Consider the following 24755-nt stretch of genomic DNA (forward strand, 5'->3'; position numbering starts at 1 on the left):
GTCAAGCCGATTCGGACGAAGCGTCTGGCGCCTCGACAACTTTCGGCGTCGCCAGCACCTTGTCGATACGCTTGCCATCGAGGTCGACGATCTCGAACGTCCAGTTTTCCCACTCGCACATATCGGTCGTCTGCGGCAGGCGGCCGAGGATCAGCATGAGCATGCCGCTCAGCGTGTTGTAGCGGCCTCGCTCTTCTTCGGGCACGCCGCGCAGGCCAAGCCGGTCCTTGAGCTCCGGCACGGGAATCAGGCCGTCGAGCAGCCATGAGCCATCCTCGCGCTGCACAGCCCATGCGTCTTCGGCGCGATGCGTCTTGAACTCGCCGGTAATGGCCTCCATCACGTCCTGCAGCGTGACGATGCCCTGCACCTCGCCGTACTCGTCGATGATGAATGCGAGCTGCACGCCGGAGGTCTTGAAATTTTCGAGCAGTTCCATGCCGGTCAGGGATTCCGGCACAAATACGGCCGGCTGCAGGTGCTGCATCAGGTCCGGCTTTTCTCCGCGCAGCGACTGCGCCAGCAGCTGGCGCGCGTTTGCCACGCCCAGCACTTCCTCCCAGCCGCCACGCACCACAGGGAAGCGCGAATGGTCGCTTTCCTCGAAGCGCTTGAGATTTTCGACCAGCGGCTCGTTGACGTCGAAATACACGACGTCGCTGCGCGGCACCATCAGCGAGGCAATCTGGCGATCGTCAAGACGGAACACGTTGCGCACCATCTGATGCTCATGCTGTTCGATCACGCCGGCACTTGATCCCTCGGCGAGCATCATGTTGATTTCCTCCTGCGTGACGCTCGGCTCTATCCGTTCACTCGCTCCGAAGCTTCGCAGTACAAGCTGCGTCGAGCCGGACAGCAGGCGGACGAAGGGTTTGGTCAGCGCCGCGAGCCAGAGCATCGGGCGGGCGACCAGCCGCGCAATCGCTTCCGGATTCATCTGGCCGAGACGCTTGGGCACCAGCTCGCCCAGCACGATGGTGCAATACGTGATGCTGACCACGACGAGTCCGGTCGCGGTGTACTCCGCCCAAGGACTGTCGACACCCATCCGATGAAGCCAGACGGCAAACGGATGCGCGAGGGTCGCCTCGCCCACGATACCGTTGAGCACGCCGATGGAGGTAATGCCGATCTGGACGGTGGAAAGGAAACGGTTCGGATCTTCTCCCAGCTTGATCGCCGCTTCTGCTGCGGAGTCGCCTGCTTCCGCCAGCTTTTGCAACCGCACCCTGCGCGCGGTCACCAATGCAATTTCCGACATGGCAAACACGCCATTGAGGATGATCAAGCCAAGCAGTATCGCAATTTCCATATTTTATGCCGCCCGGAAGCCGGGATTGTGGTCGTAACAGTGAATCATCCGGACAAGTTATCACAAATGCAGTACAGGGCCGCCAAAAGTTCCCCCCGCCCGTATTTCAATTCTCTCCCGGCTCCTGCGCATCCGTGCCGAGCAAGAGTTGCGCCGTCTCCGACGGAAGAGCTTCAACTGATTTCAGCTTGCGCGTCATCTGGCGTGTCCGCGTTTCGGCCTGCTCGATATTCTTTGCGGCACGCTCCAGCGTGCTCTTGGTCGCCGCCAGCACATCGCCGAACTTGCCGAATTCCGTCTTGACGGCGCCCAGCACTTGCCAGACTTCGGACGAGCGCTTTTCCAATGCCAGTGTACGGAACCCCATCTGCAAGCTGTTGAGCAGCGCCGACAAGGTCGAAGGACCTGCAATCGTGACGCGGCAGACGCGCTGTATGTCGTCGGCCAGGCCGGGACGACGCATGACCTCTGCATAGAGGCCCTCCGTCGGCAGAAAGAGGATCGCGAAGTCCGTCGTCAGGGGTGGCGATACATATTTGTCGGCAATGCTCTTCGCTTCGACGCGCACAGCGCGTTCGAGCTCCCTGCCTGCGGCGGCAACACCATCGTTGTCGGCGAGTTCTGCTGCTTCCGCGAGACGTTCATACTGCTCCTTCGGGAACTTGGCGTCGATCGGCATCCATACCGGCCGGCCACCCTCCTCCTGACCGGGAAGCTTGATCGCGAATTCAACACGCTCGCCGCTGCCCGGCACCGTTTCCACGTTCTTCGCGTACTGGTCAGGCGTCAGCACCTGTTCGAGCAGGATCTCGAGCTGCACTTCACCCCAGGTGCCGCGCGTCTTCACATTGGTGAGCACGCGCTTGAGATCGCCCACGCCGACGGCGAGTTGCTGCATCTCGCCCAGCCCCTGGTGCACTTTCTCGAGGCGATCGGACACCAGCTTGAAGGATTCGCCGAGCCGCTGCTCCAGTGTCGCGTGCAGCTTTTCATCCACCGTCCTGCGCATTTCCTCGAGCCGCTTGCCATTGTCATCCTGCAGGTCACGGATCTTTGCTTCCAGGGTGCCGCGCACTTCACCCATGCGTTGGGCGTTCGATTCGCTCAGTGCCGTCAGTGCCTGGTTGAGGGTATCGCCGAAGCGCTTCAGTGCGACGGCCTGCTCTTCCCGTCCGGCCTGAGCCTGTGTCGCGATGGCAAGGCGCATTGATTCGAGCTGTTGCGCATTGGCCTCGTTCAGTTTGGCAAGCTGCTGCGCAAAGGAATCAATCTGGTTGTTTTGAATGGTGGCGACACTGGTGAGCTGGGCAACGAGTGCCTGCTGGAACTGTCCGAGACTCCCGCTCAGTTCCTGCCGTGTTCCTCGCGCACTCGATTGCACTTCTGCACGCAGTTCGCGTTCGACGCGTTCGCTTCCCTGTTGCAACTGGCTTTGCAAATCGGTCGTGCTGATCCTGCTTCCACGCAAGAGAATGACGAGCTGCAAGATGACTGCCGCAACAACGAGCAGCAGCGTGACAAGTTCGATGGTGTTCATGATCCTCCTCGCTGACCTGGAGAAATTATTCCGACAAGAAGCAAAAGGAGTTCAGCCCGCCTGGTTACGCATCCAGTCGGCGGTCTGGTAGAAAGATTCCATCAGGCGATGCTGCAATTCCTCGGAGATCCCGACGTCCTGCATGGCCCATGCCATGCAGCGCAACCACTGATCCCTTTCACTGGAAGCAATTGCATAGGGAAGATGCCGCGCACGCAGTCGCGGATGCCCGAGACGTTCGACGAAGTAGTCGGGGCCGCCCATCCATCCACACAGGAACCAGAACAATTTGTCGCGCGATCCCTCGGTGGACTGCGGATGCATTGCGCGAATCCCGGCGAACTCGGGTTCGAGTTCCATCAGGTCATAAAAACGATCGACAAGCGTGCGGAGTTTTTCTTCCCCGCCGACAAGCTCGAATGCAGTCTGTTGTGGTGTGTCGTTTGCTGTCATGTAACGAATGATAGCGCATCGAATGTCCGCACGGAATCGTGTGTATCGCTCTTCAAGATCGACATGCTCGATCAATGCATGAGCAACCGTTCGGCATGCTCGAACAAACGCGATGACACGCGGAAATCAGAGAGGAATTTCATGCTGTTTCAATACGCGGTGGATTCCACACAACAGCAAATTTGACTCGGTGCAATTCGCTGTTTGAGCGGTCGCAAGCAAACATGACTTAGCAAATTCTGTTGTTCTTTAATGATTACTATTGCCTAAAAGGTAACAACAAATTTGGCCTGCGAAGCACCGTTTTCGTTCGCAACGCGACAACGAAAACAGACCGGAGAAGTGCAAGAGTTGTTGTTATCCAGCGCTGCAACGCGAAGCATTCGATGCAGCAGAACGATGTCACGAAAGCATAGCGCAATCGTGAGTCAAGTTGGTGTACACGACACACGCAGAGATCCCATGCGAGACCTGATCATTACAAATTCATCCCGGCTGGAATTCTCGATGCGCGTCATGGATGTCCTTGCGCTCGAAATCGCCGGTGGTCTTGCCGGCCTGATTCACTTTCAAATACCGCTGAGCGAGACGCCGCCTATCCACACGGTACTGCTGCATTTCTGCAGCGCGCTTGCCTTCCTCCTCTTCCCGCAGCTCGGGCTGTATGGTTCGTGGCGCGGACGTTCTCTCGCCGACATGTTCCTGCGACTTGCCGCATCGTGGGGCCTGGTGCTTTTGGTCGGACTGTTCTTCAGCTTCCTCATTCATCATGTCGGCCATGTGTCGCGACTGTGGATGTTCTACTGGTACGCAAGCGGCGTCACCATCCTCGCTGTTTTCCGCATCGGCGTGTACTACGGCTTGCGCTTCCTGCGCTCGAAGGGACTGAACAACAAGCGCGTGGTGCTTGTCGGATACGGCAGCACCGGACAGGAGATGCATCGCCGCGCATTGCAACAGGACTGGACCGGTTATGACGTCAAGGCCGTCTATGCCGAAGGCGACGATGCCGCAAAGATCCTCGACCCGTCCATCGCGCGCATCGACAACCTGCAGGAAATCCATGACTATGTGGTGAAGAACCACATCCACGAGATCTGGATCACGCTGCCGCTGATGGCGTCGCCGCGCCTGCAGGAACTCCAGTACATCCTGCGCAACACGCTGGTCGACATCCGATGGGTGCCGGACATCCTCGGCCTGCAGATGCTCAGCAACAAGATGGGCAACTTCCTCGGTCTGCCCGTGGTGGACCTGAACCAGCCGATTTCCAGCGGCTTGAACGGCATCATCAAGGACATCTTCGACAAGGCGTTCGCGATTGTCGCGCTGATCCTCCTCGCGCCGCTGTTCCTGGTGCTCGCCATCCTCATCAAGCTTTCGTCGCCGGGACCGGTGTTTTTCAAGCAGCCGCGCCTCGGGTTGAACGGACGCCAGTTCAACGTCTACAAGTTCCGTTCGATGAAGGTCCACCAGGAGCCCGGCCAGGTGACGCAAGCGACGCGCAACGATCCGCGCGTCACGCCGATCGGTGCCTTCATCCGCCGCACGAGCCTGGACGAGCTGCCGCAATTCATCAACGTGCTGCTGGGAGACATGTCCGTCGTCGGGCCGCGTCCGCACGCACTCCAGCACAACGAGATGTACAAGGACCTCCTGGAAATGTACATGCTGCGCCACCGTGTGAAGCCGGGCATCACGGGTTGGGCCCAGATCCACGGCTACCGCGGAGAAACCGACACCGTCGACAAGATGGCCAAGCGTGTCCAGTTCGACCTCCACTACATCCAGAACTGGTCGCTCTGGATGGACGTGCGGATCATCCTCTGGACCGCCTTCCGTGGCTGGACCGGAACCAACGCTTACTGAGATGCGTACGCGGCCATGAAACCACGAACACCTTTCCCCATGGCCTGATAACGGCCACATGCGCGAGGACAGCCGGTGAACAACGCCGGGCGAACTTGCTTTCTTAACCGAAGAAACCTGAAAAGAAAACCATGCGCAAGAAAATTACCAAAGCTGTTTTTCCGGTGGCCGGCCTCGGCACCCGCTTCCTGCCAGCGACCAAGGCCAGCCCGAAGGAAATGCTTTCCATCGTCGACAAGCCGCTCATCCAGTATGCGGTAGAAGAAGCGATCGCCGCGGGCATTACCGAAATGATCTTCGTCACGGGCCGCAACAAGCGCGCCATCGAGGACCATTTCGACAAGGCATATGAACTTGAAGCGGAACTGGAAGCGCGCAACAAGACCGCCCTGCTCGATGTCATCCGCAGCATCAAGCCCGACAACGTGGAATGCTTTTATGTACGGCAGGCAGAAGCGCTCGGACTCGGCCACGCGGTGTTATGCGCGGAACGCCTGGTCAACGGTGAACCGTTTGCCGTGATGCTGGCCGACGACCTGCTCGACGGCCAGACACCGGTGATGCAGCAGATGACCGACCTCTACGAGGAATATGGGACGAGTGTGATCGGCGTGGAAACCATCGCCCGCGAGCAAAGCCGTTCCTATGGCGTCGTCGCGGGCAGCGCCTATGCGGAGCGCCTGATCAAACTGAACGGCATCGTCGAAAAGCCGGCGCCGGAAAAGGCGCCGTCCACGCTCGGCGTCGTGGGTCGCTACGTGCTGACACCCGACATCTTCCAGCACCTGCGTGAATTGCAGCCCGGCGCCGGCGGCGAAATCCAGCTGACCGACGGCATTGCTTCGCTGCTTGCCCGGGAGACCGTCCTCGCCTACCAGTTCGAAGGCATCCGCTACGACTGCGGCAGCAAGCTCGGCTACCTGCAGGCGACGGTGCAGTTTGCCTTGCGCCATCCGGAAGTGCGCGACGAGTTCCGCTCCTTCCTGCAAAACCTGCCGTTCGGCCACCCGGGCCGCCAACGCCAGTCCACCCCGGCGATTCCCGTCGCCGCCGAACGTGTTGCACTCGCGAGCTGAGACATGAACATGAAGGAATTTTCGACCAGGCAGAGTCCGGCTCAAGAGAAGCCGGCGGGAGGATCTGCCCGCAAGGTTGCCCTGATCACCGGCGTCAGCGGACAGGACGGCGCCTATCTTGCCGAATTCCTCCTGAACAAAGGCTATGTCGTGCACGGCCTGAAACGCCGCTCCTCGCGTTTCAACACCGAGCGCATCGACCATCTCTACCAGGGACCGCAGGAAGACGAGCGGCGCTTCATCCTTTACCACGGAGACATGACCGATTCCGCATCGATCATGCGCATCCTGCAGGAAACCCAGCCGGACGAGATCTACAACCTCGCGGCTCAAAGCCATGTCGCCGTGTCGTTCGATGAGCCGGAATACACGGCCAACTCGGATGCGTTGGGGCCGTTGCGCATTCTCGAAACGGTGCGCCAGCTCGGCATGGAAAAGAAGACGCGCTTCTACCAGGCATCCACGGCCGAGATGTTCGGGCAATCGGCGGCGCTCCCGCTGACGGAAGACGCGCCGTTCCGGCCCCGCAGTCCGTACGCGATCGCCAAGCTCTATGCCTACTGGATCACGGTGAATTATCGCGAAGCCTATGGCATGTACGCCTGCAACGGCATCCTCTTCAACCACGAGTCGCCGCTGCGCGGAGAAACCTTCGTCACGCGGAAGATCACGCGCGGCCTCGCACGCGTCGTCCTGGAGCACCAGGATTGCATCTATCTCGGCAATCTCGATGCCCGCCGCGACTGGGGGCATGCGCGGGATTACGTCGAAATGCAGTGGCGCATGCTGCAGCAGGAAACACCGGAGGATTTTGTCGTCGCGACAGGCATTGAGCGCAGCGTGCGCGACTTCGTCAATGCGGCGGCGGCAGAACTCGGGATGACACTGCGCTGGGACGGGCACGGCGTCGACGAAACCGCAACGGTGGTCGATCCCGGCCCGCAGAACAATGTCCGCGAAGGACAGGTCATCGTCCGCGTCGATCCCCGCTATTTCCGTCCGACGGATATCGACTGCATGGTCGGCGATGCAAGCAAGGCGCGCGACAAGCTTGGCTGGCAGCCCAAGGTGTCATTCGAGGAACTGGTGCGCGAAATGGTGCAGTGCGACCTGGACGCGGCGGCGCGCGACCACCTGTTCCAGCCGCACGATTGCGCCCCGCACGTCTACCACGAATAGCCGGCCGGAAGACTCTCTTCATCACAGAGGATGCACATGAAAGCTAACCTGAACAAACGAATCTATGTCGCCGGCCATCGTGGCCTGGTCGGTTCCGCCATTGTCCGCGCGCTGCGCAAGCGCGACTTCACGAACATCGTCACTCGTACCCATTCCGAACTGGAACTGACGGACCAGCAGCAGGTGCGCAACTTCTTCGCCACCGAGCAGATCGACGAGGTCTATCTTGCAGCGGCCCGTGTCGGCGGCATCCACGCCAACAACACCTACCCCGCGGAATTCATCTACGACAACCTGATGGTGCAGTCGAATGTGATCCACGAGGCATGGCGTGCCGGCGTGAAGAAGCTGCTGTTCCTCGGCTCCTCCTGCATCTATCCGCGCCTGGCCGAACAGCCGATCCGCGAAGAGTACCTGATGAATGGCGCGCTCGAACCGACCAACGAGCCGTACGCCATTGCAAAGATCGCCGGCATCAAGATGTGCGAGAGCTACAACCGCCAGTACGGCACGGATTTCCGCAGTGTCATGCCGACCAACCTGTACGGCCCTGGCGACAACTACCATCCCGAAAACAGTCACGTCATCCCCGCGCTCATCCGTCGCTTCCATGAAGCAAAACTGAGCGGCGCGAGCAAGGTCGTCATCTGGGGAACCGGGACGCCGCGCCGCGAATTTCTCTATGTCGACGACATGGCCGATGCCTGCGCGCATGTCATGAGCCTCGATCGTTCCATCTATGAAAAGCACACGACACCTATGTTGTCTCATATCAATGTAGGCACAGGCGAGGACGTCACAATCAAGGAAGTTGCCGAAATTATCAGGAAGGTGGTTGGTTTCGGCGGCACCATCGAATTCGATGCGAGCAAGCCTGACGGCACGCCGCGCAAGTTGATGAACACTGCCAAGCTGACTTCGCTGGGATGGCGGCCAGGAATGCGCCTTGGCGAAGGCATCAAGGAAACCTATGAATGCTTCAAGGCAGAGTATCAATCCTGACGCGGCAGTTCGATCCTTTCGATTGGCGCCGCTGGATACCGGCGGTGCATTCCACTGTCTGAACATGGAGCATGTGCGGCGCACTTCGCCGCACATGCCGGCGTAACGGCACGCCGACGACGCGCCCTTCGGACCGCGCTTTCCATGCTGCCCTCCTGAATCCGCTTAATTCTTCGAGCAAAGCCATGACACCAGCCCTGACACCTGCCGAAGTGACGACCAATCTTCTGGCTGCCCTGTTCCTGATCCCGATCGTCTTCGGCTTCGTCATCAAGGCGCCGCAACTGGTTGCCCTCGGGTTCGTCGGTGTGTTGTTCTCCTTTTCCGATTCCACCTGGGGCCAGTTGACCGCCGAGAACACGATCTATTCGCGCGGTTCCGGCATGTTCTACTTTTCCCTGCTTAACCTGGTGCTGCTGACGGCGGGCTTTGCCGCGCTGCTCAAGCGCCTCGCGAATCCGCAGGGCGCGCAACTCGCGCCACCGATGGCGAAATACTTCGTCGCCTTCGTGTTCCTGATTGCCGGGCACGTCCTGATCGGATTGATGGAAGGCATCGACCTGAACGTCATCCTCGGCTACAACGGCATGCTCAATGTGATCAACATGCTGGTGTTCATGTATCTCGCCATCATGGCCTTCGACAGTGAAAAGGATTCGCGCAAGCTGTTGTGGACCATCGTCATCCTCGCCGCCATCCGGGGTGTCTTTGGGGCCGTGCGTTACTTCATGTTCGACGGCGACACCGCCAATCCGTATCGCAATTTTGAAGGCTTGAACATCAAGATCTTCTACTTCGACATCAGCGACAACTTTGTCGCCAGTCTCGGCGCGTTCTGCGCCGCATGGCTGCTGACGGCCCCTGAATCGAAACCGTCCTGGTTCAGGCGTGCGCTGCTGTTCGGCTTCCTTGTGCTGGAGATCGCCGCTGTCGCCCTCTCCTTCCGTCGCTCTTCGCTGATCGGTCTCGGATTGATGTTCGCCTTCCTGTTCCTGCGCCTTCCGGGAAAACGGAAATTCCTCGTTGCCATCGTCGGCGCGGCCTTGCTGACGGTGGTGGCATCGGTCTTCTATGAGCACCGGCTGCAATTCAACAACAACGAGAGCATGTTCTCCTCGCTGATCTACGACATTGCGCCCGAACGCGGCATCCGCAACAGCCGTTTCTACGAGCTGTATGCCGCAGCACAAAGCATGGACGGCAACTGGCTCTTCGGCCGTGGTACATGGGGCACTTTCACGGGGGACCGCGACCGGCTGTCCTACCACGGGGATGACTTCAGCTTCGTGCACAGCGGATTCGGCCACGTTCTGCTGAAGACCGGCGTCGTCGGGTTGCTGCTGTTCTGCAGCCTGCTCTCCGCCTATATCGCCTTTTACATGCGGCATCGAAATTATCTGACCGGGGAATCGCGGCTCCTTGCCGACGCGGGCTTCGCGGGCTTCCTGTTCTGGGTGCCGACCCTGCTCATCGGTACGCCGATCATCGAGTTCCGCACCATGCTTCTGCTCGGCCTGACGCTGGCGATGCCGTTCATTGCTGTCGGTATCCGTACCGTCCAGGTGCGCCGCGCTCTCTACGACCAGAACTATGCTGTTGCGTAATTCGCTCTGGAACCTGAGCGGTTCCGCCGTCCCCATGGTCGTCGCGCTGGCGACGGTGCCGCTGCTGATCGGCGCGCTCGGCGTCGAGGGCTTCGGCATCGTCACCATGGTCAGTTCGGTGATCGGCTACTTCGGCGTGCTCGACATCAATCTCACGTCGGGGGCGATCAAGTACCTCGCGGAGCATCATGCTTCCGGCGACCGGCGGCGTTTCGCCGAGACGTTCTGGTTCGGGGCGATGTTCTACGGCGCACTCGGGCTGCTGGGGGCGACCGCGATCTTCTTTGCCTCCGGGTTGCTTGTCGGGCGCTTTTTTGAAGTATCCGAGGAAATGCGGGACGCGACCGTCACCGCCTTCCAGCTCGGCGCGCTAGGCTTCGCACTGACGCAGGCGCAAAGCTACCTGCTGGTCGTGCCGCAGGCGCTGCAACGCTACGACCGCTCGGCGCAAAGCGAAGCCTTCTTCGGCGTCGTCGTCAATATTGCGTCGGTGGCGGCGGCGATGGCAGGCACCGGCATCGTCGGCGTCATCATTGCCCGTCTCTGTGTCTCCGCCGCCAATGTCCTTTACCTGGCATGGATGGTCCGCAGCTTTGGCTTGAACCTGAAGCCATGCACGCCCGGAAAGGACGTGCGTGCCGCCCTTACGTCGTTCAGTGCCTATGCCTACCTGAGCAAGATTGCCTCCACGCTGCACCAGCATGCGGACAAGCTGATCGTCGGCGCCATCGCCGGCCCGGTCGCCCTGACCTTCTATACCGTGCCGGTCACGCTGGCGGGACGCATCCTCGGCCTGACCTATCGATTGTCCAGCGTGATTTATCCGCGCGCTTCCGCGCTTGCCGGCGCCGGCAAGATTGACGAGCTGCATCCGGTATACCTCGGCGTGATGCGCTACGTCACCTACATCAACCTGGCCGCGTTGGGCATCATCGTGCTGGCCGGCGACGAGTTCCTGCGCCGCTGGGTGGGCGAGGAATTCGTGCAGCAAGGTTATCCGGTGCTGGTCCTGATGACGCTGGCCCTGCTCGCGGATTCGCTGACCAACATTCCGTCGCTGGTCAACGATGCACTTGGCCATCCGCGCATTACGGGGCGCTTCGCGCTCGCCAATGGCCTCGGCGGCGTGGCCATGGTCTATCTCGGCACGACCATGGGCGGCATCGTGGGCGCAGCGGCGGGCCACCTGCTGTCATCACTCGTGCTCGGCATCAGTTTCCTGCTGTTCGTGCATGGGCGCACCGTGCCCATCGCCTTCAGCGAAACCTTGCGCAAGGGCTTCGGCCGCAGCCTTGGTGTCGGCTTCCTGGTCATTTGCATCCTGCTTCCGGTGAAGTGGCTGATTCCCGCAGGGCTGGTCGGCACCGTTGCCGTGGTGTCGGCGGCAGTCCTGTCGCTGGGGCTGGCAGGCCTGTTCTTCATCGTCGGCGTCGACGAACGGAACGCAATGATGGCGATGGCGCGCCGGCTGCGGCACTGAGGAGGACAGTCATGCGCATACTTATTGTCAGTGAAGACATTCCCTTCCCGAACATGGGCGGGCTCGCCAAGCACGCGCTCAACCTCGCGCGGGCGCTGGTGCGCGCGGGGCACCACGTCGACCTGCTCGGCTGCGACGAGCACCCCATCGATGTCTGCGGCGAAGAAGGCAAATTCGGCGGACGTTTCATCGGCGAATTGAACGGTCATCATGCGGGTTGGAAGGAAATCAGCTTCGGCATGTTCATGCCGCCCAAGCGTCCGTCCATCGCGCGCAATTTCGCGAAGATCATCCTGCGGCATGCGCCCAATTACGACGTCATCCATTACCACGGGCACATCCCGAACGTCGCGCGCTACCTGCCGCCGGATGTCAACTTCGTGCAGACGCGGCATGACCAGGGGGGCGATTGCTTCCGTCATACACGCTTTCGCGAGGGACAGATCTGCGATTCGATCGACCCCGCGGAATGTGCGAAATGCATCAACCCGACGCCCAATGCAATCCAGCGCGCGGTCTCCAAGGCCGCCGTCGTTCGCTTCCGCCGCGATGTGGCGCAGAGCTTCCGCGCCCACAAGACGGTGTTCGTGTCCGACCTGCTTTCGCGCAATTTTGCCCGCTGTGCGGGTCCCGGTCCGTGGGGCACAACCGTTCACAATTTCGTCGACCGCAACGCGCTGGAAAAGGTCCGGCATGCCGCCTCGCTCCTGCCGCCGCGCGAGGGCTTCCATGTATTCATCGCGGCCAAGCTCTACCCGGCCAAGGGCGTTGAGCAATTCCTGCATGCGCTTGCCCCGCGGCTGCCAAAGGGCATGGTCGTGACGGTCGCGGGTGATGGCCCCGACGAGAAGCGCATGCGCGAGAAATTCGAAGGCAGCCAGATCGAATTCCTCGGCTGGTGCGCGCCGGACAGGACGCTGAAGCTGGCCTCGATGGCGAACGCGATCGTCGTTCCTTCCGTGTGGGAAGAGCCCTGCGCGACCACCGTGCTGGAAGGCCTTTTCCTCGGCAAGCCGACGTTCGCCCTGCGCCGTGGCGGAACGCCCGAACTCGCCGTCTATGAGGCGGAGCCGGGGCAGCTGCGCCTGCACGACGACATGGCGTCCCTGGTTTCCGACCTGGTCACTTTCGATCCCGGCACGCGCTACGGTTTCGCCGCCGAAGGTCTTGGCTGCGCCGACCGTGCCGCACAACAACTGCTCGAGATTTACCGCTCACCTCCGGGCGGACACCACCGCGTTTAGGACCTAGTCATGGCTCTTACGATTTCTGTCATTACCTGTACCTGGAACAGCGCAACCTATCTGCCTGAGTCCATCACGTCCGTGCTGGCGCAAGACCATCCGGACATTGAATACATCTTTGTCGACGGCGGCTCCGACGACGGTACGCTGGAGCAGATCCGTGCGCTGCAACGGCCCTACCAGCTGCTGGAGAACGTCCGTGGGGGCGTCAGCCGGGCGATGAATGAAGGCTTGCGTGTGGCACGCGGCGATGTCATCGCCTACCTGCACTCGGATGACTATTACCTGTATCCGGACGTTCTCTCGCGCGTCGCCCGCCAGCTCGAAGCCAGCGGCAAGGGCTGGCTGTTCGGGCGCACGATGACGCTGATCGACGGCAAGCTGCATCCGGACGATTACGTCGCGCCGCGCTTCAGTTACTCCAGCCTGCTGCGCGGGAACTACATTCCGCATCCGGCCACCTTCGTGCGGCGTGACCTGATGCTGAAGGCCGGGGGTTTCAATACCTCGCTCAAGTACGCGATGGATTACGATCTCTGGCTGAAGCTGGCAAAGATGGGTCGGCCTCTCCAGCTCGACGAACCGCTCACCGCCTTCCGCGAGCATGAAGGCAGCCTGTCGAGCTCTTCCCGCACGCGACTGGCCGCGATGGCCGAAGACTTCCGGGTCCGCCTCGCGTACGCGGGCCGCAATCCGATCGAACGCCTCGGGCACTACGCACGCTACTTCGTGCGCCGCCGTCGCGTCATCCAGGCGAAAGGACATGCATGAGGAAACCCGACGTCTCCCTCATCCTGGCCACGGTCGGACGCACGGATGAGCTCGGCCGCCTGTTCGACTCCCTGGCGGCGCAGACCTTCACACGATTCGAAGTGATCGTGGTGGACCAGAACAGCGACGACCGCCTGCTGCCGCATCTGGAGCGTGCGCGCTACCTGGGCATCAACGTGCGCCATCTCAGGCACAACCCGCCCAACCTGGCGAACGCCCGGAACGCCGGCATCGAAGCGGCGCGCGGCAAATGGATCGGCTTTCCCGACGACGATTGCTGGTACGCGCCCCGCTTGCTGGAGCGCGTCGTCGCACGCTTTTCGAGGAGCGACAAGCCGAGCGGCGTGATCGTGCGCTGGGTGGAGCAGGACGAACAGCCGCCGTCCGCGGCGGACCTGTCATGGGAACGCTCCCGCGCCTTTCGCGATATACCGGTCAGCTCGATCACCCTGTTCTGCCAGCGCGACCTGTTCAAGGCGATCGGCGGTTTTGACGGCAGGCTCGGCGTCGGCCAGTTTTTCGGCGCCGGCGAGGAAACCGATCTGGCGCTGCGCGCCCTGCGAGCAGGCGCACGCCTTACCTACGAACCGCTTGGCGAGGTACACCACGCCGTGAACGCAGAGAAGCCGCGCGCCGATACCGCGACCTGCGCCGCGGTAAGGCATCGCGCAAGGGGCACGGGTGCGCTCTACGCCAAACATCGCCTTCCCGGCTGGGTCATCCTGCGTGGATTCGCCGCGCCGATGCTGCGCCCCTTGCTCAAGGGATCGTTTGGCGCCGAACTCCTCCTCGGGTATGCCACATTGCGCGGTCGGCTGGACGGCTTTATTGCCTGGCGGCGCAAGCATGCGGCAGGACATGCGAATGCACAGGCCGCGAACGCGCCCGTCAAGGAAGTGTAGCGCCAGCGGATAACCGTGGGGATGCGGAAGCCCGACAACATTTGTTACAAAAACAGCACGCTCGACCTTCCCTTCCTTTGATCTAGGACGGCATGCCGTCCGGTACAGCAGCCACAATTTCCACAGCAGGTTTCCCCCGCTTCATGGGGAACGGGAACATGTGCGCCTGATGGCAGAACCTGAATTGACACGATGAACCGACCGACCGACAAGAAAAGCCACCTCGCGCCCGTCATGCCGCTCAGGCCGCGTGACGGCTGGAAAAAAGGTACGCCGATGTTGCGCATTGCCCTCGTCACCAACCATCCGCCGCCGTTCCGGATCCCCATCTACAACGAAGTCGCGCGCACACCAGGGGTAGAGCTTCACGCCATCTTCTGCAGCCCGCGCGAACCGAATCGCCAATGGGACCTCCCGCCCATGCGCTTTCCGCACGCCTTCCTCAAAGAACGATTCGTGCAGCGCGGCTCCAACTTCATCCATAACAATCCGGATGTTCTGCGCACGCTCGGACAGAGGAAACCGGACGTGATCATCACGACCGGCTTCAATCCGACGCATCTATATGCGTTCGGCTACGCCCAGCTGCGCGGCATTCCCCATGTGCCGATGACCGACGGCACCGACTTGTCGGAGCAGGTGCTTTCCGGCCTGCACAAGACAATCCGGCGGCTTGTGTATGCACGCTCGCAAGCCTTCATTGCGGCGAGTCACGGCGGATTGCGGCTGTACGAACAATACGGCATCGATGCGGCGAGCTGCTTCCAGTCTTGCCTCTGCACGGACAACGATGCTTTTACCGCCGGCGATGCGGAGAAGCAGTACGACCTGATTTTTTGCGGCCGTATCGTCCAGGAAAAGAATCCCATCTTCACGCTCGACGTTGCCGAGGCGGTCGCCCGACGCCTTGGACGACGCGTCCGGCTGCTGTATGTCGGTACCGGCGAACAGGAAGAGGAAGTGCGTCAGGAAGCAGCGCGCCGTTCCGCGCAGGTCGAGGCAACCTTCCACGGCCATGCCTCGCAACTGGCGCTCCCCGCGCTGTACGCCTCCGCGCGCATTTTCATGTTCCCGACGGTGCACGATGCCTGGGGCGTGGTGGCAAACGAAGCAAGCGCGGCCGGATTGCCAACCATCGTGTCGCCCCGTGCCGGTGTCGCCGGGGAGCTTGTCGTGGACGGCGAGAACGGCTTCGTCTGCGAACTCGACCTGCAGACCTGGACGGATCGCGTCGCCCTGCTGCTGACCAACGACCGGCTGTATGAGCGATTCTCGCGCCGCAGCCTTGCCATCGTCGGCGGCTACACGTTCAAGCAAGCCGCCGCCGGCATTATCGACGCCTGCCGCCATGCCGTGGGCGAACACGATTCCGGAAAGCTGGACCCCGCAGGGCGGAAATGGGGATAGCCGAATGAACGCCCTTCATGAAAGCCGTGGGAAATGAAGATTCTTGTCGCACACAATGCTTACCAGCACCGCGGCGGTGAAGATATCGTCGTCGAGGCCGAGGTCGACCTTCTCCGCCATTACGGACACGAGGTGAAGGTCTATCGCCAGCACAACGATGCACTTCACCACATGTCCCGGGCGAAGGCCGCCGTGTCGGCAATCTGGTCCCAGGATGCGGCGGAAGACGTGGAGGAATTGTGCAATCGCTTCCATCCGGACGTGATCCACGTCCACAACACCTTCCCCCTGATTTCCCCGTCGCTGTACTGGATGGCCGACGCCTTGCAGGTGCCGGTCGTGCAGACGCTGCACAACTTCCGCCTGCTGTGTCCGCAGGCGATCTTCCTGCGCGACGGCAAGATTTGCGAGGATTGCGTGGGCAAATTGCCGTGGCGATCCGTGACGCGGAAGTGCTATCGCGAATCGGCGGTGCAGTCGGCCGTCATCACCACCATGCTCGCCACGCACCGCGCCATCGGCACCTACCGCGACCGGGTCACGCGCTATATCGCGCTCAACCGCTTCGCCCGGAGCAAATACATCGAGGGCGGCCTGCCCGCCGAGCGTTTCCGCATCAAGCCGAACTTTGTCGCGTCCACGGTGATGCCTGAATGGACGGGTCGCCGTGGCGGCATGTATGTCGGCCGCCTGTCGTCCGAGAAGGGGTTGGAGGTGCTCGCGGCGACCGCGCGCAATGGCGGCGCCGAACATGTCGACGTCATCGGCAGCGGGCCGCTGGAAGCCCTGGCAAGGGACAGCTTCGGCAACCGCTACCTCGGCTTTCGCCCGCTGGACGAGATCATGGCGCGCATGGCGCGCGCCCAGTATCTCGTGCTGCCGAGCATCTGCTACGAAAACTCGCCGCGCACCATCGTGGAGGCCTTTTCCTGCGGACTGCCGGTCATCGCCAGCAGGCTGGGCGCGCTCGCCGACCTTGTACGCGACGGTGTAACCGGGCTGTTGTTCAATCCCGGCGACGCGGCAGACCTGGCGGAGAAGATTGCCTGGGCCGAAGCGCATCCAGAGCAGATGGTGCGCATGGGACAGGCGGCGCGCGACGAGTACGAGGCGGAATACACCCCTGAACGCAACTACGAAATGCTGATGGACATATATGATGATGCAATCGCAACCCTACACAGAGAACGTCATGCCGCGTAAGGGCGAGGCGGTTCTCGAAGCCTTCATCGATGCCTTGACGTGGGACGAGGCCCTCGGGCAGATCACGCAATGGGGCGCCGCGCGCGAGTCGCGTTACGTGTGCATCTGCAACGTGCATTCCGTCGTCACGACCACGAACGACGTCGAGTTCAAGATCGCGGTGAACAATGCCGACATGGCCACGCCGGACGGTGCGCCGATCGCATGGGCACTGCGGCGGCTGGGCCATCCGTCACAGGAGCGCATCAACGGCCCGGACCTGATGATGAAGTACCTTGCGGAAGCGGAACGCCTTGGCCAGTCGGTCTTCTTCTATGGCAGCACGGAGAGCACCCTGACACGCCTGCGCGTCGCGCTGAACGGCAAGTTCCCCGCCCTCCGCATCGCCGGCATGCATTCGCCGCCCTTCCGGGCGCTGTCGCGCGACGAGGACGACCAGATCGTGGACGCGATCAACGCGTCCGGCGCCAACGTCGTCTTCGTCGGCCTCGGCTGCCCCAAGCAGGAAAAATGGATGGCAGAGCACCGCGGCCGCATCCGCAGTGTGATGGTGGGCGTAGGAGCGGCATTCGACTACCATGCGGGCGTAGTCAAGCGCGCGCCGCTCTGGTGGCAACGCAACGGGCTTGAATGGCTCTATCGGCTGGGCTCGGAGCCACGCCGTCTGTTCAAGCGCTACATGGTGACCAACACGCTCTTCGTGGTCGGGTTCGTCCGGCAGATGGTCAACACGAAGCTCGCTCTCAGCGAAGCATGAACCCGGGCCAGGCAACCGCCCGCGACCGATCATTGGAAGGCACGCCCGCCTTGCGGCTGGTGCCGCAGGGCGGGACGCAGCGCTACCGGGAGGACATCGACGGCCTGCGCGCCGTCGCCGTTCTGGCCGTCATTGCCTTCCATGCCAACGCGCAGCTCGTGCCAGGCGGGTTTGCCGGCGTCGACGTGTTCTTCGTCATTTCGGGCTACCTCATCACCGGCCTGCTCCTGAATACACTGGAGAACGGCACCTTCAGCTTCGCCGATTTCTACAGCCGCCGCATCAAGCGCATCTTCCCTGCCTATATCGCCGTGTCCCTGGCGACGCTGGCTGTGTCGTCATGGTTGCTGATCCCGAACGACTATATCTTTTACACGACCTCGCTGGCGGCATCCTGGGCCTTTGTTTCCAACATCTTTTTCTCGATGCTGAGCTGGGGCTACTTCGGCCAGCGGACGGAGGAATTCCCTCTCCTGCATACCTGGTCGCTGTCCGTCGAAGAGCAGTTCTATTTCCTCTTTCCCCTCGTACTGATCGGGCTGTTCCGTTACTGCCGCAGGCACATGGTCGTGGTGCTGACGATTGCAGGTATTGTCCTTGCGACGTTCTCGCAAATGAAGACCGGGGAAATCAAGTCGTACTTCCTCCTCGGGTCACGGGCGCATGAATTGATCATCGGCGCCCTCACCTTCTTCGTCCTGCGGCGCTACCCGGCCATGCCCGGCGTCCTCCCGGGAATCCTCGCGCTGTCTGGCGTGGCCCTGGTGCTCGGTTCGTTCCTGTTCATCAACAAGGAGCTGCCTTTCCCCGGCATCAACTCGCTGTTCCCCTGCGTGGGCACGGCGCTGCTGATCGCCGGATGCAGGGGTGACAACGCGGTGGCCGCTGCGCTTCGTTCAAAACCGCTCGTATCCGTCGGATTGCTCTCGTACTCGCTCTATCTCTGGCATTGGCCGATCTTCGCCTACCTGAAATATCGGCAGGTCGAAATGACGCTCACGGTCGGCATCGCGGCGGTGGCGCTGGCGTTTGCGCTGGCCTGGATTACATGGAAGTTCATCGAAACTCCGCCCCGACACAATCGCGCCATGGGCTTCCGTCCGGCCCTGTTGCGCCTGTACGCCCTGCCGGCCGCGCTATTCATGGGTGTCGGGGCATTTTCCTACTTCACTGAAGGGGCGCCGCAACGTTTTTCGGGCGAGCTTCGCGCATTGATTTCAAGCTACTCCTTCGAACGCGACCTGACGCGCTCCTGTTCCGTGCGCGCCGAAGACTACAGGGAGGTGACCCTGGATTACCTGCATGCCCATTGCGCATTTGGCGCCGCAGCACCGCAGAAGGCCACCGTCCTGCTGATGGGCGACTCTCACGCCCATCATTTCAGGCCCTTCGTGGAACAGCTGGCAAGCAATGCGGGACTGAAGGCGGTGTACCACGTGCAGGGCGGCTGCTTCCCCTCGGAGCTGCAGGTCACCGACAGGCATCCGGAGCGCGGACCCGACACCTGCCAGCAGCGCAATGCGGACCTGCTCAAGCTGGTGGGCAACTTCGATTACGTTGTCCTGTCCGGGTTCTGGGCGTCCGAACCGGAACGCGATCTGGAAAAGGAGTTGCGCTACGTGGTCGACGCGATTGTCGCCGCGGGAGCGACACCGGTCATTTTCAAGGACAACGCATTCCATGAACCCGACCTCTCGCGCTGCATCCTTTACCGCAAGCGCGGCTGGATGGAAGCAGGTGCAGACTGTCATATTCCTTACCAGGACGCCATGGAGGCGCAGGCCGAATACGATGCGATCATCGAGCGCATGAAGGCCGCGCATCCAAGGACGATCATCGTCGATCCCCGGCGCGTGATGTGCAACGGGAAGGAGTGCCTGACCTACACCGGCAACACGGCCTTGTACAAAGACTCGAACCACCTCAACACCCGCGCCTCGCAGATGCTGGGCGACTGGTACATCTCCCGCGTGGGAAACCCCTTCCTCAGCGCGCGTCCGACCCGGTAAACGCCTGGCCGTAACCGCCGTGATGCAGTCGGCCGGGCGTCCAAAGCGTCCGCGCCGCAAGCTGCTCGTTGTTCAGGCGGTCCGACGTCGGAATCCGGCTTGCGACATGACGGAAAAAGGCATCGAGGTCATGCCAGGCATTCAATTCGTCGATCTGCTTGGAGTGGCCCCACAGGTGGAACGTCGCGCCATGGCGGCAGGCGTAATCGAACATCGCATACAGGCGCTTGATCCAGTTGTCGTGGGCGATCGCGAGACGCAGCCCTTCGATGCGCCGATGCCAGTTGCCGGAACCGGCGAAATTACGAATGTAGACCGCGCGGTCATGCGGATAGAACTGCAACGTGGTCGGCATTTCAAATGGCTTGCTGCCGGCATCGAAGCAGAGGTTCATGGTCGTGCGCGCATAGCCGAAGCCGCAGGCCCGGACCAGCTCTACGTCGCGGCGACTGTAACGCCCTCCGGGATAGCAGAAACCGTTCACGCTGGCGCCCAGCAAATCTTCCAGCCGCCGCTTGCCGTCGGCAATCTGGTGGTAGGCCTGCCAGATATCGACCTTCTTCAGGTAGCGATGGTCGTAGGTGTGCGACCCGACCTCGAAGCGCCGGCCAAGCTCGCGAATCTGCGCGTCGCTGATGACCGCATCGCCTTCGCAATTGCGGATCGGGATGAAGAACGTGCCATTGAGCCCGTGCTTGTGCAGCAGGTCGGCGGTTTTCATGTCCGACGGATGACCATCGTCGATCGAGCACGTAAATACTGGGCCCATCATTCACTCCACTCTTGTTCCTGGTATCCGTCTTGTCGGCACAGCCTGGTCAGGCTGCTTTGCGGATCTTCCCCTGCTCGCCCGGGGCGAGCGCGAAACGGCACGCATCCACCACACCTTGCGCCGCGTTATCGAAGGTGTACTTGCGGACGAGCGCCAGGCTGCGCCGCGAAAAACGTTCCCACTTGTCCGTCTGCGACAGCAGCGACGCGGCGTGTTCTGCCCAGAGCTCCGCTTCCAGCGTACAGACATGGCCGTTTTCGCCGTCAACCACCAGTTCGCCGGCCACCCCGGCATGCGGCGTGACAAGCACCGGCAGTCCGGCGGCGCAGGCTTCGTTCGCGACCACGCCCCAGACATCGGCGTGGGTCGGGAAAAGGAAAATGCGCGCCGAGCGATAGAGCCCCGGCAAGTCCTTTTGCAACGCAAACCCATGGAAATGCACATGCACGGCGTCGGACATCTTCGCCGCCGCTTCCCTGACCTGCGCCTCCTCGCTGCCGGAACCCGCAAAAACGATGCTGGTTTTCCGGCCCAGCCTGCGTGCCGTTGCCCGCGCAACATCCAGCGCGAACATTGGCCCCTTCTCGGGCACCATGCGGCCGGAGAAGATGAAGTCGAATTGTGCGCCGGCCGCACCATCGCCGTCCTGATAGGCGTCATTGTCGATGCACAGATAGGACTTGAAGCAACGCTCCGCCGGCACACCATAGCTCTCGAACAGCGCCTGCCCTCCCATGCTGGCGGAAAGGAAGGCAGCGGACCGTCCATACACCACCTTGCGCACCATCTTGTGCACCCTGCTCAACCGCAACTCCGACTGGAAGGTGCCGTCCGTCAACGGCACGTGCGGAATTCCCTTGAACCACGCATAGGCGAATGCGTAGAGCTGTGTCGGATTCAATCCATCATTGACGATCACGTCGGGGGCGAATCGCCTCAACGCCAGGACGACATCCGGGTTGTTGTGGATGTAGCGGCCCTTGACGGTCGAGATGCGTTCGCGCAGGAAGCAGTGGTCGAAGTCGAACGGCGGCAGGTCCCATTTCCTGTTCGGCTCGCGCCGGGTGCAGAAGATGACCTGCAAGGTAATTCCGGGCATGTGCCCCACTCTCTGGAATACGGGAATGCGATACGGCGGCGGCTCATTCGTGACGATGGCAAGTCTTGTCATGGACTAATCTTATTGGGTGCTGCCCGAGGTCAGATGACGAAAATCAGAAAAAGCCCCGAACGCAGTCAAACATGACCCGTGACGCGCATCAAGCCCGGGACCGCCATCCAGCGGACGCGACAAGGCCGAAAATGTCTCTGCCTTCAAGATGCGGCGCGGCTCCTCCAGCGAAAAGTGTATCGACAATGAAACCGGCCATGCTGACGCGCATCATGGTTTGCCGCGTACCGCATAGCGGGCACATCGTGCGACCGACAAGCATTATTTATATTCTTGCAACTTCCAGTTGTCGAAAAATTTGACATCGATCAAACCAGAATGCCTCTTGGAATTAGTAACCCTCTGAAATTAAAAGACTTTCCATTTCTGGCCCGAAACTTGCGATACCTCAAACAGTTTCCACGGAGGTACACCATGCAAATCTTTTCGAAATATCTACCGGTAGTCGCTCTCGGCTTTACGCTGGCATCCGCCTACGCGGCGCCAGTACCGGTGACCCCGACGCCGATCACGAACACGGGTACGTGTACCCTGGATTCGGTATCGATCACCACGATGGCGCCGAGCAATGACCTGAGCAGTCCGGTCCCGCTGCCGTCCGGCGGCATCAATTCGACACACTGCTTTGGCGTCATTGCCGGCAACGACGCGCAGAACGGGTCGAACGCGCCTGCGCCCAACCTGGGCTACCTGGGCGACGGCCTGCTCAACGGCGGCTTGCTGAAGGATGGGAAGTATGTCGATCCCGGCGTCTTCCTCGTTGACGGATCCACATACCAGCCCTTGCAGGATCCCAACAATGCAGTCGATCCCGGCTGGATCATGCTGGGCGCGATGGAAGGCACTGGCACAATGAACGGCTATACCGTCCAGAACGGTTCGTTCACGCTGGATATCGATTCGGTCCTGACGTTCAACCTGAATTCCAACGGTACCTGGTCGCTGCAGATCAATGCCGATGTCGTCGATATCCTGTCTGCGGCCGGCTTGTTCGACCGCAGTTACTTTGACCAGCTTGCCTTCGTTTTCAAGGCGGGCAGCGGCTCCAAGGATAACGAGGGCGGCTGGGCAATCTACGACTTCAACTTCAACACGCTGTTGAACGCCTTCCCTGGCGCCTTCGACCTGACGCAGCCCTACACCTTCACCGGCAAGTGGAACATGGATGATTTCGGCGGCAAGCAGATTTCCCACATGAGCCTGTGGGCACGCGATCCGATCAGCACCACGAATGTCCCGCTGCCTGGAACGGTACTGCTGCTTGGTGTTGGCCTGCTGGCACTCGGATTCATGCGGAGAAAAGTGCAGTAAGAATTCCCCTCCTCCCGTTTTAACCCGCCTTTACGGCGGGTTTGTTTTTTCAGGCGTCGGCGGCGGTGATGAGCATCGCCCGGAAATTGTTCACGTTCGTCAGGGTCGGTCTGGTGAGGATTGCGTCACCCAGCGCTTCGAAATGCCCATGCGCGGGAATGACGGGCTACCTTTTACGGCAAACCGACTGTATTAACCCGCCGTCCATCGCATGAAAAAACCCCAAAAGCCGGCATCCGGCTTTTGGGGTTCGGTGCAAAGCAGTAGCGTTATCGTCTACCGCATCACGCGCGGATTACTTGAAGCGCCATGCACGGATGTAGTTCACTTCATACGAGTTCGTCTTGCCCTGCGGGGTCGAGTTGTCCGGGGTGCCGGAGGCGGAGCCGTACCACAGGTCCAGCATCAGGTACATCGGGTCGCTGAAGGTGGTGTTCAGCACCAGGACTTCCTTGCCGTCGAAGTAGTAGGTCTGCTTGTTCGGCTCCCACTTCACTGCGTACTTGTGGAAGCCGGCGGACAGGTCCATGCCGGTGTCGTACTGTCGGGTGCCGACCAGCGTGTTCGGGCCCTTCCAGACCGTCGGGGCATAAGCCTGCGGGTGCGCCACGCCGTTGGCGTCGTTGAAGCCCCACGGTGCCGCGCCGCCTGCGTAGGCTTCCATCACGTCCATCTCGGGACGCTCTGCGCCGATGTGGTTGAACAGCCAGAATGCAGGCCAGGTGCCCTTGCCAACCGGGAGCTTGGCTTCGATCTCGAAGTAGCCGTAGGTCTGGTAGTACTTGCCGTCGGTGTCGATGGTGCGGTTGAAGAAGTTGCCCGATGCGTCGCGCTGAGGCCAGATCTTCAGCTTGCCGTCTTCGACCGTGTAGTTCTTGGTCGGGTTGGAGGTCTCGTACCAGATGTGGTCGTTCCACACGCTGGTGTTGAAGCCGTTGTTGAACTCGTCGGCGAAGGTCAGCTCGTAGGCGCTTGCGCTCTGTCCGAACGGGGTCGGCGAAGTGGTGGACGCAGGTGCTTCTGCCGGCGTGGTCGCGGGCTGCTGGGTCGTCGTGGTGGTGCCCGACACTTCGCAGGTCTTCTGGGTGCCGAATGCCGGATCGCCGAATACGGTGTTGTTGCAAGCGATGGAGCCGGTCGCGGTGCGCGTGGCCCACTTGTCGCCGGCGCCGTAACGCACTTCCTTCGTCCCCTCGAACGTGCAGGTGCTGTTCTCGGTCGCGCACTGCGACCAGGCGGATGCCGGTGCAACGGTCGACGTACCGGTCGTGGTGCCCGTCGTCGTGCCCGTCGTGGTGCTGGTCGTGGTGCCCGTTGTGGACGTCGTCGTTACCGGGGTGGACGTGGAGTCCGCGCCATTGATGCCGGCGACGGATGTCGTGCCCGTACCTTGTGCTGCCGACGCTTCTACGCCTGCGGAGGTGGTGGATGTAGCCGCGCCTGCATCGGTACCGGAGCCGCCGCCGCCGCACGCGGCGAGGAGGACTGCGGCAGCTGCGCAGGAAAGTGCGGACATCGAGAAGCGTTGGAATGACAAGGTTTGCATGGTAGGGATCTCCTGTTCGGAATGTGGGGCCGATCATTCTCATCGGCAAGCTTTCATAGGAGCATTGCCCCTCAGAAATGGTTCCGCAAAAAAACTACACACAGGGAAATATTTCTTGCGATCACTTGCATGTCGTATGCCTTTGGA

The 24755-nt window shown here is 61.2% G+C and carries 20 protein-coding genes; 14 read left to right on the forward strand and 6 right to left on the reverse strand.

Features of this window, described 5'->3' with window-relative positions:
- Nucleotide 1: 1 nt before the first annotated feature.
- The 3 genes from ACNOHI_RS14040 to ACNOHI_RS14050 form a co-directional block, all read right to left on the reverse strand.
- Nucleotides 2-1315, reverse strand: a complete 1314-nt coding sequence (locus ACNOHI_RS14040; RefSeq protein WP_420475289.1) for a hemolysin family protein — start codon at nt 1313-1315, stop codon at nt 2-4.
- Between the two features lie 106 nt (nt 1316-1421).
- Nucleotides 1422-2852, reverse strand: a complete 1431-nt coding sequence (gene rmuC / locus ACNOHI_RS14045; RefSeq protein ID WP_420475290.1) for a DNA recombination protein RmuC — start codon at nt 2850-2852, stop codon at nt 1422-1424.
- Nucleotides 2853-2903: 51 nt separating this feature from the next.
- Nucleotides 2904-3305 (reverse strand): group II truncated hemoglobin, encoded by a 402-nt coding sequence (locus ACNOHI_RS14050; protein ID WP_420475368.1) that lies wholly within the window; start codon nt 3303-3305, stop codon nt 2904-2906.
- 462 nt (nt 3306-3767) lie between these two features.
- Between ACNOHI_RS14050 and ACNOHI_RS14055 the strand changes: the two genes are divergently transcribed.
- From ACNOHI_RS14055 to ACNOHI_RS14115, 13 genes are all read left to right on the forward strand, one after another.
- Nucleotides 3768-5174 (forward strand): undecaprenyl-phosphate glucose phosphotransferase, encoded by a 1407-nt coding sequence (locus ACNOHI_RS14055; protein ID WP_420475291.1) that lies wholly within the window; start codon nt 3768-3770, stop codon nt 5172-5174.
- Between the two features lie 131 nt (nt 5175-5305).
- The gene (galU, locus tag ACNOHI_RS14060; protein WP_420475292.1) at nt 5306-6250 is read left to right on the forward strand and encodes a UTP--glucose-1-phosphate uridylyltransferase GalU; all 945 of its coding nucleotides are present in this window, start codon (nt 5306-5308) and stop codon (nt 6248-6250) included.
- Nucleotides 6251-6259: 9 nt separating this feature from the next.
- A complete protein-coding gene (gene gmd, locus ACNOHI_RS14065; RefSeq protein ID WP_420475369.1) occupies nt 6260-7429 on the forward strand; it encodes a GDP-mannose 4,6-dehydratase in 1170 nt (389 codons plus the stop codon).
- A 36-nt stretch (nt 7430-7465) separates the two neighbouring features.
- Nucleotides 7466-8431, forward strand: coding sequence for a GDP-L-fucose synthase (gene fcl / locus ACNOHI_RS14070; protein ID WP_420475293.1), 966 nt, complete (start codon nt 7466-7468; stop codon nt 8429-8431).
- Nucleotides 8432-8616: 185 nt separating this feature from the next.
- A complete protein-coding gene (locus tag ACNOHI_RS14075; RefSeq protein ID WP_420475294.1) occupies nt 8617-10035 on the forward strand; it encodes an O-antigen ligase family protein in 1419 nt (472 codons plus the stop codon).
- Nucleotides 10022-11515, forward strand: a complete 1494-nt coding sequence (locus ACNOHI_RS14080) for an oligosaccharide flippase family protein (RefSeq protein WP_420475295.1) — start codon at nt 10022-10024, stop codon at nt 11513-11515. Before ACNOHI_RS14075 ends, ACNOHI_RS14080 begins: the two co-directional genes overlap by 14 nt.
- An 11-nt stretch (nt 11516-11526) precedes the next feature.
- A complete protein-coding gene (locus tag ACNOHI_RS14085; RefSeq protein WP_420475296.1) occupies nt 11527-12759 on the forward strand; it encodes a glycosyltransferase family 4 protein in 1233 nt (410 codons plus the stop codon).
- Between the two features lie 9 nt (nt 12760-12768).
- Complete coding sequence (locus ACNOHI_RS14090) at nt 12769-13530, forward strand: glycosyltransferase family 2 protein (protein ID WP_420475297.1); 762 nt, start codon at nt 12769-12771, stop codon at nt 13528-13530.
- Complete coding sequence (locus tag ACNOHI_RS14095) at nt 13527-14432, forward strand: glycosyltransferase family 2 protein (RefSeq protein ID WP_420475298.1); 906 nt, start codon at nt 13527-13529, stop codon at nt 14430-14432. Before ACNOHI_RS14090 ends, ACNOHI_RS14095 begins: the two co-directional genes overlap by 4 nt.
- A gap of 192 nt (nt 14433-14624) precedes the next feature.
- Nucleotides 14625-15839, forward strand: coding sequence for a glycosyltransferase family 4 protein (locus ACNOHI_RS14100; protein WP_420475299.1), 1215 nt, complete (start codon nt 14625-14627; stop codon nt 15837-15839).
- A gap of 33 nt (nt 15840-15872) precedes the next feature.
- Nucleotides 15873-17042, forward strand: a complete 1170-nt coding sequence (locus ACNOHI_RS14105; protein WP_420475300.1) for a glycosyltransferase — start codon at nt 15873-15875, stop codon at nt 17040-17042.
- Entirely contained in the window at nt 17032-17799 is a 768-nt protein-coding gene (locus ACNOHI_RS14110) for a WecB/TagA/CpsF family glycosyltransferase (protein WP_420475301.1), read from the forward strand. Before ACNOHI_RS14105 ends, ACNOHI_RS14110 begins: the two co-directional genes overlap by 11 nt.
- Nucleotides 17796-19808 carry an acyltransferase family protein gene (locus ACNOHI_RS14115; protein ID WP_420475302.1) on the forward strand — a complete coding sequence of 671 codons (2013 nt, stop codon included), beginning with the start codon at nt 17796-17798 and terminating at the stop codon, nt 19806-19808. Before ACNOHI_RS14110 ends, ACNOHI_RS14115 begins: the two co-directional genes overlap by 4 nt.
- Here the strand turns inward: ACNOHI_RS14115 and ACNOHI_RS14120 are convergent.
- Together ACNOHI_RS14120 and ACNOHI_RS14125 are read right to left on the reverse strand one after the other, a co-directional pair.
- The gene (locus ACNOHI_RS14120) at nt 19786-20580 is read right to left on the reverse strand and encodes a polysaccharide deacetylase family protein (RefSeq protein ID WP_420475303.1); all 795 of its coding nucleotides are present in this window, start codon (nt 20578-20580) and stop codon (nt 19786-19788) included. The two genes, ACNOHI_RS14115 and ACNOHI_RS14120, sit on opposite strands and share 23 nt — an antisense overlap.
- A gap of 46 nt (nt 20581-20626) precedes the next feature.
- Nucleotides 20627-21751, reverse strand: a complete 1125-nt coding sequence (locus ACNOHI_RS14125) for a glycosyltransferase family 4 protein (RefSeq protein ID WP_420475304.1) — start codon at nt 21749-21751, stop codon at nt 20627-20629.
- Nucleotides 21752-22165: 414 nt separating this feature from the next.
- Between ACNOHI_RS14125 and ACNOHI_RS14130 the strand changes: the two genes are divergently transcribed.
- Nucleotides 22166-23062 (forward strand): PEP-CTERM sorting domain-containing protein, encoded by an 897-nt coding sequence (locus tag ACNOHI_RS14130; protein ID WP_420475305.1) that lies wholly within the window; start codon nt 22166-22168, stop codon nt 23060-23062.
- Between the two features lie 295 nt (nt 23063-23357).
- Here the strand turns inward: ACNOHI_RS14130 and ACNOHI_RS14135 are convergent, their stop codons facing one another.
- Nucleotides 23358-24608: a glycoside hydrolase family 16 protein gene (locus ACNOHI_RS14135; protein WP_420475306.1), complete on the reverse strand. Its 1251-nt coding sequence runs from the start codon at nt 24606-24608 to the stop codon at nt 23358-23360.
- Nucleotides 24609-24755: the final 147 nt, after the last annotated feature.

Source organism: Noviherbaspirillum sp. ST9 (assembly GCF_048799745.1).
In the GTDB taxonomy this organism is placed as follows: Bacteria; Pseudomonadota; Gammaproteobacteria; order Burkholderiales; family Burkholderiaceae_D; genus Noviherbaspirillum.